Origin of the sequence: Dactylosporangium sp. NPDC005572 (genome assembly GCF_040605515.1) — a bacterium.
Classification (GTDB): domain Bacteria; phylum Actinomycetota; class Actinomycetes; order Mycobacteriales; family Micromonosporaceae; genus Dactylosporangium.
The window spans coordinates 1-13,453 of sequence record NZ_JBEXCY010000003.1 but is presented as its reverse complement, the minus strand read 5'-3'; the positions used below and the strand labels follow the sequence as shown (position 1 = coordinate 13,453).

Here is a 13,453-nt window from a genome sequence, read left to right as displayed (position 1 = left end):
TGCCTCAGCTTGCTTGGCTGCCTCAGCTTGCTTGGCTGCCTCAGCTTGCTTGGCTGCCTCGGCTTGCTTGGCTGCTTTTGGTGCCTCAGCCGGTTGGGACCAGTTCCTTTGCGACGTCCTTCGAGTTGCGGTCCATGGCCGCCTCGAACATTTTCCGCCAGCTGGGCACCTGCGGGTGGCGACGCAGCAGCGCACGACGTTCGCGCTCGGTCATGCCGCCCCAGACCCCGAACTCGATCCGGTTGTCCAGGGCGTCCGCCAGGCACTCGTACCGCACAGGGCAGCTGCGGCAGATCCGCTTCGCCACGTTCTGCTCGGCGCCCTGGACGAACAACGCGTCCGGGTCGCCATTGCGACACGCGGCGATGCTGGGCCAGTCGACGACCATGCTCATATTTCCTCTTCCCCCCTTGGACTCCCCCCGGGTCCATCCGCCGCAGTTGCCCAGGCGAAAAGCGCCCAAACCACGTCCCCCCATGGCATTCGGGTGCAGTTCGCCGATTCGCGCGGCGCGACGGCGGGGTCCCCGGCCACGGGAACCCGACAGGAGCTGTCCGGAACATCATGTTCTGTAGTCATTCAGTTGCGCAAAGTTGTTGCACCGGGTTGGCCGGCCTTCTTTGATCCACGAAAAGGCCGCACCGCGCTACCGGGGCGTCACGACCGGGTGTGATTTGCCCAAAATGCCGGCACGCCAGAAATCCGTGCATAAGACTCGGCAACGGGTCAACCTCACGCGCGGTGTCACGCGTCTTAGACAACGAGGGCCGGCGCATCAGGACGCGGGTCTCATGACGTCGTCACGTAGTCTGAGGCGGTGACCTGGATGCGCAAACGCGAGCACGGCCTGCTGCCCAACGCGGCTTCTTTGCTGCTGTGTGGGCTCTTGGCGGGCTTGGTGGTCGCTGCGGCCGCGTTCCCTGCGGTCGCGATGTCGGGCTTGGCCGCGAAGGCCGGCGCCGACACGTTCGACAACCTTCCGACCGATATTGACGTACTGCCTTCGCCGCAGATCTCCTACGTTTACGCATCCGACGGCAAGACGCTGCTGGCGATGATGTACGACGAGAACCGGCGCGACGTGAAGCTCGCCGATGTCGCCGAGGTCATGCGCCACGCGATCGTCGCGGCCGAGGACAACCGCTTCTATCAGCACCGTGGTGTTGACGTGAAGGGTGTCGCCCGCGCGTTCGTGGCCAACCAGAACGCCGGCGGCCAGACCGAGCAGGGCGCCTCGACGCTCACGATGCAGTATGTGCGACAGGCGATCTCCTACTCGGCCAAGACGCCGCAGGAGGTCGTGGACGCCACCGACAAGACCCCCACGCGCAAGCTGCGCGAGATGAAGTACGCGATCGACCTCGAGAAGAAGCTCAGCAAGGACGAGATCCTCGAGCGGTACCTCAATATCGCGGCCTACGGTCACGGGTCGTACGGAATCTTCGCCGCCGCGCACGTCTACTTCGAGAAGGACCCGAAGGACCTGACGCTGCCCGAGGCCGCCCTCATCGCCGGTCTCGTCAAGGCGCCCGGCACGAGCGACCCGGCGACGGCCGACGGCCTGCCGGTGGCGCTCGCCCGGCAGAAGTACGTGCTCAACCAGATGGTCGCGATGGGGTACATCAACAAGCAGCAGGCCGACGAGGCTGCCGCGGTGAAGCTCAACATCGTCGGCAAGCGCACCCCCGAGGGCTGTGAATACGTGCAGAAGGCGGAGCTCGGCGCCGGCTTCTTCTGCGACTACCTGCGCCGCTGGTGGCTCGACCAGCCGCTGTTCGGCGAGGACACCTACCAGCGGGCCAACCGGCTGCGGGCCGGCGGCTACACCGTGGTGTCGTCCCTGGACATCCAGACCCAGACGGCCGCGTTCAAGTACGCGCAGCAGCAGCCCAACGTCTCCAAGGATCAGCAGGCCAAGCTGGGCCAGTCGCAGGCGCTGATGCTCGCCGCGGTCGAGCCCGGCACCGGCCGCGTCCAGGCGATCGCCACGAACCGCAAGTTCAGCAACGATCAGACGGCCAACGGCAACAACACCAACCCGGCCAAGAAGGGCCAGAAGGGCAACTGGCCCAACACGACGGTCCCGATCGTGACGGGTGACGCCGACGTCCCTGGTTATCAGGCCGGGTCGACGTTCAAGATGTTCACCGCCGTCGCGGCGCTCGAGGCGGGCCTGCCGCTCGCCACCACGATCAACACCGAGAAGCAGTTCCAGTCGACCTTCAAGATCGATCCGAAGAGTCCGGCGGCCTGCAACGGCCCGTGGTACTGCCCGAAGAACGCCGGCGGCCAGTCCGGTCCGTACAACATGTGGACCGCCTTCGGCAGCTCGATCAACACGTTCTTCGTGCCGCTGGAGCAGCAGGTCGGCGCCGACAAGGTGGTCGACGTGGCCAAGCGGCTCGGTATCCAGTTCAACGCGCCGGAGGACGCCAAGCTGGCGGCCAACCCGAAGGGCTGGGGCGCCTTCACCCTGGGCGTCAGCGCGACCACGCCGCTGCAGCTGGCCAACGCCTACGGCACGCTCGCGGCCGACGGTGTCTACTGCGACCCGACCCCGATCCTGGAGCTCAAGGACAACAAGGGCAACAAGGTTCCCGGGGTCGAGCCCAAGTGCAAGCAGGTCGTGAACCCCGAGGTGGCCCGCGCCGCCGTCGACATGGCCCGCTGCCCGATGGGCGACCAGTCGGCCACCGGCAAGTGCGCCGGCGCGACGGCCGGTTACGCCCGCAACTTCGTGAAGCGGCCGATCGCCGGCAAGACCGGCACGACCGACTCGGAGAAGAGCGCGACCTTCGTCGTCATGACCAAGCAGCTGGCGGTGTCGGGCTTCCTCACCGACCCCGACTGGCCCGAGACCAACAAGGACATGAAGCACCCGCCGGTCAACTACGCCGCGCTGGCCACGCTCCGTGACGGTCTCACCGGCAAGCCTGTGGTGGGCTTCGTCGCGCCGACCAAGGACAAGGCGCAGGGCAAGCTCGTCGACATCCCGTCGGTGAAGTGCCTCTCGGTCGACCAGGCCCGCAACAAGGTCCGCAACGCCGGGTTCAACGTCACGGTGTCGTCGCAGCAGGTGGCGTCGGACTGCCCGGCCGGCACGGTCGCGCGCACCGAGCCCGGTGGCGCGACGGTCCGCGGCGGCCCCGTCTCGCTGATCATCAGCAAGGGGCCGGGGGCGGGCGCGCCGCCGTACGTCGGCAACGGCGACAACGGCAACGGACGCCGCGCCGACGAGTGACCGCTGCCCTGCCCTGGCCCTGCTGAGCGGCTTCGGACAAAGAACGGCGGGCGCCTCCCTCGGGAGGTCGCCCGCCGTCTGTCTTGCTGCGGGAGGTCGGCTGAGCGGTCAGCCAGCCAGCTGGGCCTTCACGACGGCCGCCACGCGGCCGCCCTCGGCGCGGCCCGCGACGGCCGTCTGGGCCGCCTTCATGGCCGGTCCCATGCTGGACATGCCGCTGAGCCCGGCGGCCGCCAGGGCGTCGCGCACGATCGCGGCGAGCTCGTCGTCCGACAGCTGCTTGGGCAGGTAGCCGGCGATGACCTCCTCCTCGGCGCGCTCCTTCGCGGCCTGCGCCTCGCGGCCGGCGTCGGCGAACGCCTCCGCCGCCTCACGGCGCTTCTTGGCCTCCTTGGTGAGCACGCCGAGGATCTCGTCGTCGGACAGCTCACGGGCGGACTTCCCGGCGACCTCCGCATTGCGCACCGCGGCGATCGCCATCCGCAGGGTCGACGTCACGAGCTCGTCGCGCGCCTTCATGGCGTCGCGGAGGTCGGACTCCAGGCGTTCCTTCAACATGAACGAAGTCTATCCGTCGGATCTTGTCCATATTGGCTTGCAAAGCGGCCGGTACGCTGAATCAATGCGCTCGAAGACCGTACTGCGCCTCGCGACGGGCACCGTCGCGGCCGGCGCCGCCGCCCTTGCCTACGCCTCGCTCGTCGAGCGCAACATGTTCACGCTGCGCCGCTTCGACGTGCCGGTGCTGGCACCTGACGCCGAGCCGCTGCGCATTCTGCACCTCAGCGACTTCCACCTCACTCCCGGGCAGCACCGCAAGCAGCGCTGGATCGCCGAGCTGGCCGGCACCGACCCCGACCTGGTGGTGGTGACCGGCGACAACATGGCCCACGTCGACGCGGTCCCGGCCGTGGTCCGGGCGCTGACCCCGCTGCTCGACCGCCCCGGCGCCTTCGTGTTCGGGTCGAACGACTACCGCGGGCCCGTGCTGAAGAACCCGCTGGGCTACTTCAACAAGGACAAGCCGTACGTGCAGGGCGCCGTCCTGCCGACCGAGGAGCTGCGCGACGTGCTCACCGGCTCCGGCTGGGCCGACCTCAACAACGCCCGCACCACGATCAAGGCGGGCGGCCGCACGGTCGAGCTGGTCGGCGTCGACGACCCGCACGTGGGCCGCGACGACTACGACACGGTCGCCGGCCCGGCCTCCCCGGACGTGGACGTGCGCATCGGCCTGACCCACTCACCCGAGCCGCGCATCCTCGACCGCATGGCCGACGACGGGTTCGACCTGCTGCTGGCCGGCCACACCCACGGCGGCCAGGTGGCGGTGCCGTTCTACGGCGCGCTGGTGACCAACTGCGGCCTCGACCGCCGGATGGCCAAGGGCCTGCACCGCTGGCCCTACTCCTCGGCCTACCTGCACGTGTCGGCCGGCCTGGGCACCCACCCGACCGCGCCGATCCGGTTCGCCTGCCCGCCGGAGGCGTCGATCCTGACCCTCATCCCGCGATGACCACCACGCCGCCGGCCCCGGCGCCCACGATCCGCAAGTGGCCCCGGCGCGCCGCCTACGCGGGCCTCGCGGGCGCCGCCGGCCTGGCGGTGCTGCTGCCCACCGGCACGGCCGGCGCGGGCTGGCTCCTGGCCGGCCAGGTGCTCAACGTCGGCGGCCCCCGGGGCTACCCGGTGCGCGTCCGCTCGTACGTGCACGGCCAGGTCACCCTGACCCGCACGCCGGACACGGCCCGTTCGATCCCGCTGTCGTTCGTCTGGGCGGCCGGCCACGCCCGCCTGGGCCCGGTCGTGTCCCTGGACCGGGCGACGGTCACCCGGGAGGTGACGGAAGTCACCCGGGGCACGCTCGTGCCCGGCGTCCGCGGGTACACCTCCGGCTATGTTTTCGAGGGCGACCCGCTGTCGGCCCGGGGCCTGCCCTTCGAGGAGGTCACCGTCCCGGGCGAACTGGGCGACCTCCCGGCCTGGCTGGTGCCCCCCACGACCGCCGCGGCGGACGACACCTGGATCGTGGCGGTCCACGGCCGCGGGGCCCCGCGCGGTGAGGCGCTGCGGGCCCTGCCCACGCTCGCGGAGAGCGGCCACCAGACCCTGGTGGTCACGTATCGCAACGACCCCGAGGCCCCGTCGTCGTCGGACAGCCGCTTCCACCTGGGCCACACCGAGTGGCACGACGTCCGGTCGGCCGTCGCCTTCGCCCGCTCGTCGGGCGCCCGCCAGGTCATCCTGATGGGCTGGTCCATGGGCGGCGCCGCCATCCTGAACCTGCTGAAGAACTGGGACCACGACGGCTTCCTCCGCGGCGTCGTTCTGGACTGCCCGGTGGTGGACTGGGTGGCCACGCTGCAGATGCACGCCCGCCAGCTGAACGTGCCGCCGCCGTGGACCTGGACGGCCCTGAAGCTCATCCAGCACCGCCTGGGCGTCCGCGCGGCGGACCTGGACTACCGCCCGGTGGCGGGCCGCCTGGACGTGCCGACCCTGGTCTACGTGGACCACGACGACCGCACGGTGGCCCCGTGGCCGACGATCGAGTTCGCCCAGGCCTCCACGCACGTCACCCTGGTGGAGACGCGCGAGGCCGGCCACTGCCGCGGTTGGAACCTCGACCCGTCGGCCTACGAGACCCACCTGCGCAACTTCCTGAAATCCCTGTAACGGCAGCTCACGCCGGGTGGGGGATACCGAGTTGGAGGCTCGGCGGCGGTGGGCTACGATTACTCGGCACGCTCGGGGTATAGCGCAGCTTGGTAGCGCGCTTCGTTCGGGACGAAGAGGTCGTCGGTTCAAATCCGGCTACCCCGACAGAGCGAAACACCTGATCAGGGCCGGTTTCCCAAACACGGGAGACCGGCCCTGATCCGTCTCCGGAGATCATCCGGGGGAGACCGCTCCTCCCGCGGCAGCCGATTCGGCGCCGGCCCTCCACCACCTCCGTCCCGTGGGATCAGCGGGCTGCTTTCTGCTGCGCGATGCAACCTCCGGTGTGGGTCGGCGAGTACATAGGGCGGCAAGCCGAAGACACGGGAGGTGTGGTTTGGGCGGCACGGATCGCGACGCAGAGTTCGCCGAGTACTACGCCGTACGCGCGCCGACGTTGCGGCGTCTCGCGTTCGGGCTGTGCGGGAACTGGCATACCGCTGACGACCTGGTCCAGACGACGTTTGTCCGGCTGTACCGCGGCTGGGAAGGCATTCGTGCCGAGTCCGTCGACGCGTACGCCCGACGGGTCCTGATCAACCAGTTCCTCAGCCGGCGCAGGTGGTGGAGGGAGTCGGTCACGGCGCACCCGCCCGACACCGTCCACCCGACCGACGACATCGCCCGGGTGCCGGAACGGATGGCCCTGCACCAGGCACTGGCCACGCTCGGTCCCCGCCAGCGGGCGGCGGTCGTGCTGCGCTACCTCGAAGATCTACCGGTCGCCGACGTCGCGACGCTGCTCGGCGTCACCGAAGGAACGGTGAAGAGCCAGACCGCCCGCGCCGTACAGGCGCTGCGCGCCGCCCTCGACGGCACCACCTTGATCGCCAACGGCGAACGGAAGGGATAGCCATGGACGAGTCGCAGATCCGCACAGCATTGGACGGCTACACCGCCGATCCACCCACCGTCCTGCCGGACAGCGCCGCCGTGCTCGCCGTTGCCCGGCGTGCGCGTCGCAACCGGACCGCATTGACCGCGGGGGCCGGCGCCGTCGCCACGCTCATCGCCGTGGCGGCGGGCTTGGCGGTCACGCCGGGCCGACCGGGCACGCCGGCGACCAAGCTCTCCCCGGCATTGATCATTTCGTGCGCCGGGCAGCGGCCTGGCACGCCCGTACAACCGAACCAGCCCATCCCTGATGACCTGGCCACCTGGGGCAAGAGCACCGTCACCTGCCACCTCAAGGCGGCGTTGCCAACCCTGCTGCCCGGCGCGACGTTCGAACAGGTACAGGGAGCGCCGGCCGGACCGCTGATCGGGTTTATCCTCCAGCGCCCGCCGAGGTCGCAGCGAGTGGAAACTTCCCCCGGACTGTCGGCGAACTCACCTGACGTGCGTCCACTCAACCACCGGGTCGATGCGGTGTCGGTCATCAGGGACTCGCAGGGCGCCGGCGACCTGTGGCTGATGATCGGCATCACCGCGCCACATGAAAAGGACCGGGCGATCGAGCAGTGCCGGGCCACCGCGGCAAGGTGCACTGTGCAAAGCGGGCCGAACGGCGCGACCGCCCTGACCCTCACCTCCACACCCGATCAAACAGGGTCCTACTACCAAAACTCGGTACAAGTGTTCCGGGGTAACACCGCGATCTGGATCGCCGCGACGAACACGGACCGCAAGACCCGGACAGGCTCCGGGCTATCGGCACCGACGCGACCGACCCCGATTTTGACGACAGACCAACTCCTCGAACTCGCCTTGGCTCCGGACCTGCTCTTGTATCCGTGATGCTCGGACGAAATTGAAATCCGGCCACGCGACCACACATGCGGAGATCCTGGAACTGTGGAGATTTCGTGCGCGGGGGCGACGCGGCGGAATCCAGGCCGCAGGATGGCCGCATGGGGGACGGGGCGTTGCGGCGGGCGCGGCAGGTGATGGGTGGGTGGTACGCCGCCTACCTGGTGGTCGGCGGCGTACTCGCGTACGCCAACCTGGCGCCCGGGGAACCGGAGTGCTACACCGACGACTTCGCCTGCCGCGGCTTCGGGTACGCGCTGCTGTGGGTGGTGGCGATCGTCGGCATCTCGGTCGGACTGGTGAGCCTGGTCGTCTCGTGGGCGCTGGTCTGGCCGCTCATCGAATGGATACCGGCCCGGGCCGCCACGGCCGGAACCGTGGCGGCCCTCGCGGGGCCCCTCGTCGTGGTGAGCGGACTAGTAGGACTTTTCCTGACCCATTAGGTGCTGGGCGACGAAGTTGAGGATCATCTCGCGCGACACCGGGGCGATCCGGCCCGCGCGGACGGAGCCGAGCAGGGTCGCCACGCCGTACTCCGTGGTCATGCCGTTGCCGCCCAGCGCCTGGATCGCCGTGTCCACCGCAAGGGCCGCCGCGTCCGCGGACGCATACTTGGCCATGTTCGCGGCCACGCCCGCCTCCAGGTCGCGGCCCGCGTCATACAGGGTCGCCGCCTTGGCCACCATCAAGCGGGCCAGCTCCACCTGGATGTGCGCGTGGGCCAGCGGGTGCGCCACGCCCTGGTGGCTGCCGATCGGGCGGCCCCACACCGAGCGCGTCGCCGTGTACGTCGATGCTCGCTCCAGCGCGTACCGCGCGACGCCGCAGGCCATCGCGGCGACCGTGATGCGCTCCGGGTTGAGGCCGGCGAACAGCGCCGGCAGGCCGGCCTCCACGTCCTCGCCGATCAGGGCCGACGCCGGTACCTCCACGTCGTCCAGGAACAGCAGGAACTGGTTCTCCGGGGAGACGATCTCCATCTCCAGCTTCGACGCGGTCAGCCCGGCGGCGTCGGTGGGCACCAGGAAGAGGGCGGGCTTCAGCTTGCCCGTGCGCGCGTCCTCCAGACGGGCGACGACGAGCACATGGGAGCACTCGTCGACGCCCGAAATGTACACCTTCCGGCCGTTCAAGACATAGCCGCCAGACGATGCCCGCGCCACCGTGGACAGCTTGTGGAAGTTCGAGCCCGCATCGGGCTCGGTGATCGCGAAGCACACCTTCAATGTGCCCTCGGCGAAGCCGGGCAAGAAAGAAGACCGCTGCCCAGGGGTCCCGTGGCGGTTCACGATCGTCGCGACGATGGCCGGGGAGACGACGAGCAGCAGCAGCGGCGAGCCTGCCGCCGCCAGCTCCTCGCAGACGATCGCCAGCTCGGTGATGCCGCCGCCACCGCCGCCGAACTCCTCCGGGACGCTGACGCCGAGGTAGCCGAGCCGGGCGGCCTCCTCCCACAGCTCGTCGGAGTGCTCGCCGGCCTTGGCCTTGCGCACGAAGTACTCGTGCCCGTACCGCTTGCCGAGCTTCGCCACGGCGTCGCGGAGATCCTGCTGTTGAGGGGTGTAGTCGAAGTCCACGAAGGCTCCCAAAAGGACTATGAGGGGGTGAGCACCGCCAGCAGTGCGCCGGACTCGACCTGCGAGCCGGCCTCGACCCGCAGGTCGCTGATGACACCGTCGGTTGGGGCGTGAACGGGGTGTTCCAGCTTCATCGCCTCCACGGTCAGCAGGAGCTCGCCGGCGGCGACCCGCTGGCCGGGGACGACGAGGACCCGCCCGACCGCGCCGGGCAGCGGCGCGACCAGCGAGCCCTCGGGCTGCTCGGTGACCGGCAGGGGGTACCGCGGAAGCTCCGTCAGCGTCATGGAGCCCTCGGCACCGTCCACGAACGACGCCCCGTCGACCTCGTGGACCGCGAACTGGAGACGCACCCAGGCGACGTCGAGCACGACCCGGTCGCCGGTGGCGGAGAGGATCGCCGCCGGCGGGTGGTCGGGCGCGCCGGCCGGGTCGAGGGCGGCGCCGGGCAGGCCGATGTCCTCCGGGTCGATCCGGCGCACCGCCCAGGCGGCCAGGCCGTTGCTGCGGTCCAGCCGGTAGCCGACCTCGATCGTGCCGGTCGGCCCCTCGTAGACCACCGTCTGCAGCGCGCTCGGGACGTTGCGCCAGCCGGACGGCAGGCCCGGCAGTACGGCCGACTCGCCCCGCCGCGCGGCCCCGGCCAGCGCGGCCGCGAGGCACGACAGCCGGACCGCGTCGACCGACGACAGCAGCGGCGCGAACACCTCCGGGTGCCGGTCGAGGAAGCCGGTGTCGGTGCCGCCGGACAGGAACTCCGAGTGGCGCAGCACGCGCACGAGCAGGTCGCGGTTGGTCGTGACGCCGTGGATGCGAGCCCGGGCGAGCGCGTTGGACAGCATGCGCGCGGCCTCGGCCCGGGTCGGCGCCCAGGCGATGAGCTTGGCCAGCATCGGGTCGTAGTGCACGCCGATGACCGAGCCGTCGGTGACGCCCGAGTCGAGCCGCAGGCCGGGGTCGGTCAGCGGGCCGAAGGCGTGGGTGACGCCCGGCAGGTCGAAGCGGTGCAGCGTGCCGGTCGACGGCATCCAGGCGTACGCCGGATCCTCCGCGTAGAGGCGGACCTCGATCGCGTGGCCGCGCAGCGGCGGCGGCCCGTCGAACGGCAGCGTGCCGCCCTCGGCGACGTGCAGCTGCAGCCGGACGATGTCCACCCCGGTCACGCACTCGGTCACCGGGTGCTCGACCTGCAGGCGGGTGTTCATCTCCAGGAAGAAGAACTCGCCGGACGGCGCGAGCAGGAACTCGACGGTGCCGGCGCCGACGTAGGAGACCGCGCGGGCGGCGGAGACGGCGGCCTCGCAGAGCTGCTCGCGCAGCGCCGCGTCGACCGCCGGCGACGGTGTCTCCTCGACGATCTTCTGGTGGCGCCGCTGGATCGAGCACTCGCGCTCGCCGAGCGGCACGACGTTGCCGTGGGAGTCGGCCATGATCTGCACTTCGATGTGGCGGGCGCGCTCGACGTACCGCTCGCAGAAGACCGTCCCGTCGCCGAACGCCGACGCAGCCTCCCGCCGCGCGGCGGCCACCGCCTCGGCCAGCGCCTCGCGGTCGCGGACCACCCGCATGCCCCGCCCGCCGCCGCCCGCCGACGCCTTGACCAGCACCGGGAACGTGTCGACCTGCTCCGGCTCGACCGCGGTCGGCAGCATCGGCACGCCGACGTCGGCGAGCAGCTGCTTGGCCTCCAGCTTCGAGCCCATCATCGCGATCGCCTTCGGCGACGGGCCGACCCAGGTGAGACCGGCGTCGACGACGGCCCGCGCGAAGTCGGCGTTCTCCGAGAGGAAGCCGTACCCCGGGTGCACCGCGTCGGCACCGGTCCTGCGCGCGGCCGCGATCAGCAGGTCGCCCCGCAGATAGGTGGCGCTCGGCGCACTCCCCGCCAGGTGGACCGCGTAGTCGGCCTCGCCGACATGCGGCGAGTCGGCATCCGCGTCGGAATACACCGCGACCGTCTCGATGCCCATGGCCCGGCAGGTGGCGAAGACCCGGCGCGCGATCTCGCCGCGGTTGGCGACCAGCAGCCTGCGAATCACGTTGTACCCCTAGTGTCGGAAGACGCCGAAGTGAGCCGGACCCTCGGCGCTGACGGCGTTCACCAACGCCAGGCACATGCCGAGGACCGTGCGGGTGTCGCGCGGGTCGATGACGCCGTCGTCGTACAGGCGGCCGGAGAGGAACAGCGCCGCCGACTCCTGCTCGACCTTGTGCTCGACCATGAACCGCATCGTGCGGTCCTGCTCCTCGTCGTAGGTGTGCCCCTTGGCCTCCGCCGCCTGCCGGGCCACGATCGACAGCACGCCGGCCAGCTGCTGCGGGCCCATCACCGCCGACTTCGCGTTCGGCCAGGTGAACAGGAACCGGGGCTCGAACGCCCGGCCGCACATGCCGTAGTTGCCGGCGCCGTAGGAGGCGCCGATGTTGATCGTCAGGTGGGGGACCCGCGAGTTGGCCACCGCGTTGATCATCAGGGCGCCGTGCTTGATGATGCCGCCCTGCTCGTACTCGCTGCCGACCATGTAGCCGGTGGTGTTCTGCAGGAAGATCAGGGGCGTGCCGCTCGCGTTGGCGAGCTGGATGAACTGCGCCGCCTTCTGCGCCTCCGGCGAGAACAGGACGCCGCGGACGTTGGCCAGCACGCCGACCCGGTGGCCGTGCACGGCGCCCCAGCCGGTGCACAGCGCGGTGCCGTAGGCCGGCTTGAACTCGTCGAACTCGCTGCCGTCGAGCACCCGGGCCAGGATCTCGCGCGGGTCGAACGGCACCCGCAGGTCGGCCGACGGGATGCCCAGCAGGTCCTCGGGATCGAGCTTGGGCTCGGCGCCGTGGCTGCGGTTGCCGAACCGGGCGAAGCTCTTCACGCACGACCGGGCCAGCCGCAGCGCGTCGCGCTCGTCCTCGGCGACGAAGTCGGCCAGGCCGGAGCGGGTGGCGTGCATGACCGCGCCGCCGAGCGTCTCGTCGTCGACCGTCTCGCCGGTGGCCATCTTCACCAGCGGCGGACCGGCCAGGAACACCTTGGCCCGGTCCCGCACGAAGATCGTGTAGTCGGACATGCCTGGCACGTACGCGCCGCCGGCCGTCGCGTTGCCGAACACGACGGCGACGGTCGGGATGTTCTGCGCCGACAGCCGGGTCAGGTCGCGGAACGCCGCGCCGCCCGGGATGAAGATCTCCGCCTGCTGCGGCAGGTCGGCGCCGCCCGACTCGACCAGGTTGATCATCGGCAGCCGGTTGTCCCGAGCGATCTGGTGGGCCCGCTGCGTCTTCTTCAGCGAGTACGGGTTGACGGCCCCGCCCCGCACGGTCGGGTCGTTGGCGACGACGACGCACGGCTGGCCCTCGACAATGCCGATGCCGGTCACCACGCTCGCGCCGACCGGGTAGTCGGTGCCCCAGGCGGCCACCGGGCACAGCTCCAGGAACGGCGCGTCGCGGTCGATCAGCAGCTCGATCCGCTCCCGCGGGAGCAGCTTGCCGCGGGCGTGGTGGCGGGTCACGTACTTCTCGCCACCGCCGCCGCGGGCCTGCCGCAGCGCCGACTCCAGCTCGGTCAGCCGCTCCAGCATCGCCTCGCGGTTCTCGCGGTAGGCCGTGCTCCCCGGGTCGAGGTCGCTCGTCAACACCGGCATGCCTCAGACCCCCAACTGCTTCGCGATGATCTCGTTCATGATCTCCGTGGTCCCGCCCCCGATGCCCAGGATCCGGGCGTCGCGGTAGTGGCGCTCGACCTCGGCGTCCCGCATGTAGCCGAGGCCACCGTGCAGCTGCACGGCCTGGTCGACAACGTGATCGCAGGCCAGGACGGCGGTGTTCTTCGCCATCGCCACCTCCGTAACGAGTCGCTCGCCGCTCGCGACACGCAGCGCCACGTGCCGGACGTAGGCCCGCGCGGCGTCGACCTGCCGGGCCATCTCGGCCAGCCGGTGCCGCACCAGCTGCCGGCTCGCGAGCGGCCGGCCGAACGTCCGCCGGTCCCGGACCCAGGCCAGCGTCAGGTCCAGGCAGCGTTGCGCGGTCGCGTACGCCTGCACCGCCAACGAGATCCGCTCGGTGGCGAAGTGGGTCATCAGCTCGGCGAACCCGCCGACCCGGTGGGCCGCCGGTACCCGCACGTCCACAAAGGACAGCTCGGCGGTGTCCGAGCAGCGCCAGCCCATCTTGT

General features: G+C 70.6%; 12 protein-coding genes and 1 tRNA gene. 7 read left to right on the top strand and 6 right to left on the bottom strand.

What is annotated here, in order from left to right:
* Positions 1 to 85: 85 nt before the first annotated feature.
* On the bottom strand, positions 86 to 394 hold the full coding sequence (locus tag ABZS66_RS02365; RefSeq protein WP_354754354.1) for a WhiB family transcriptional regulator: 309 nt from the start codon (positions 392 to 394) through the stop codon (positions 86 to 88).
* A 432-nt stretch (positions 395 to 826) separates the two neighbouring features.
* On the opposite strand from ABZS66_RS02365, the gene ABZS66_RS02360 reads away from it, so the two are divergent.
* Positions 827 to 3,241, top strand: a complete 2,415-nt coding sequence (locus ABZS66_RS02360) for a transglycosylase domain-containing protein (protein WP_354754352.1) — start codon at positions 827 to 829, stop codon at positions 3,239 to 3,241.
* Between the two features lie 108 nt (positions 3,242 to 3,349).
* Here ABZS66_RS02360 and ABZS66_RS02355 read toward each other — a convergent pair whose 3' ends face one another.
* Entirely contained in the window at positions 3,350 to 3,799 is a 450-nt protein-coding gene (locus tag ABZS66_RS02355) for a GatB/YqeY domain-containing protein (RefSeq protein ID WP_354754350.1), read from the bottom strand.
* A gap of 64 nt (positions 3,800 to 3,863) precedes the next feature.
* Here ABZS66_RS02355 and ABZS66_RS02350 point away from each other — a divergent pair, with 64 nt between their 5' ends.
* The 6 genes from ABZS66_RS02350 (at position 3,864) to ABZS66_RS02325 (ending at position 8,151) form a co-directional block, all read left to right on the top strand.
* Positions 3,864 to 4,757: a metallophosphoesterase gene (locus ABZS66_RS02350; RefSeq protein WP_354754348.1), complete on the top strand. Its 894-nt coding sequence runs from the start codon at positions 3,864 to 3,866 to the stop codon at positions 4,755 to 4,757.
* Positions 4,754 to 5,917 (top strand): prolyl oligopeptidase family serine peptidase, encoded by a 1,164-nt coding sequence (locus ABZS66_RS02345; protein ID WP_354754346.1) that lies wholly within the window; start codon positions 4,754 to 4,756, stop codon positions 5,915 to 5,917. Before ABZS66_RS02350 ends, ABZS66_RS02345 begins: the two co-directional genes overlap by 4 nt.
* 73 nt (positions 5,918 to 5,990) lie before the next feature.
* A tRNA-Pro gene (locus ABZS66_RS02340) sits at positions 5,991 to 6,064 on the top strand.
* Between the two features lie 232 nt (positions 6,065 to 6,296).
* Positions 6,297 to 6,812: a SigE family RNA polymerase sigma factor gene (locus ABZS66_RS02335; protein WP_354754344.1), complete on the top strand. Its 516-nt coding sequence runs from the start codon at positions 6,297 to 6,299 to the stop codon at positions 6,810 to 6,812.
* 2 nt (positions 6,813 to 6,814) lie between these two features.
* Entirely contained in the window at positions 6,815 to 7,696 is an 882-nt protein-coding gene (locus tag ABZS66_RS02330; RefSeq protein WP_354754342.1) for a hypothetical protein, read from the top strand.
* Between the two features lie 113 nt (positions 7,697 to 7,809).
* Complete coding sequence (locus ABZS66_RS02325; protein ID WP_354754341.1) at positions 7,810 to 8,151, top strand: hypothetical protein; 342 nt, start codon at positions 7,810 to 7,812, stop codon at positions 8,149 to 8,151.
* Here the strand turns inward: ABZS66_RS02325 and ABZS66_RS02320 are convergent.
* The 4 genes from ABZS66_RS02320 to ABZS66_RS02305 form a co-directional block, all read right to left on the bottom strand.
* A complete protein-coding gene (locus tag ABZS66_RS02320) occupies positions 8,125 to 9,285 on the bottom strand; it encodes an acyl-CoA dehydrogenase family protein (RefSeq protein WP_354754339.1) in 1,161 nt (386 codons plus the stop codon). The two genes, ABZS66_RS02325 and ABZS66_RS02320, sit on opposite strands and share 27 nt — an antisense overlap.
* 17 nt (positions 9,286 to 9,302) lie before the next feature.
* Positions 9,303 to 11,324: a biotin carboxylase N-terminal domain-containing protein gene (locus ABZS66_RS02315; RefSeq protein ID WP_354754337.1), complete on the bottom strand. Its 2,022-nt coding sequence runs from the start codon at positions 11,322 to 11,324 to the stop codon at positions 9,303 to 9,305.
* Positions 11,325 to 11,333: 9 nt separating this feature from the next.
* Positions 11,334 to 12,920, bottom strand: coding sequence for a carboxyl transferase domain-containing protein (locus ABZS66_RS02310; RefSeq protein WP_354754335.1), 1,587 nt, complete (start codon positions 12,918 to 12,920; stop codon positions 11,334 to 11,336).
* 3 nt (positions 12,921 to 12,923) lie between these two features.
* Positions 12,924 to 13,453, bottom strand: a 530-nt coding sequence (locus tag ABZS66_RS02305; RefSeq protein WP_354754334.1) for an acyl-CoA dehydrogenase family protein, incomplete at its 5' end; no start/stop codon positions are given.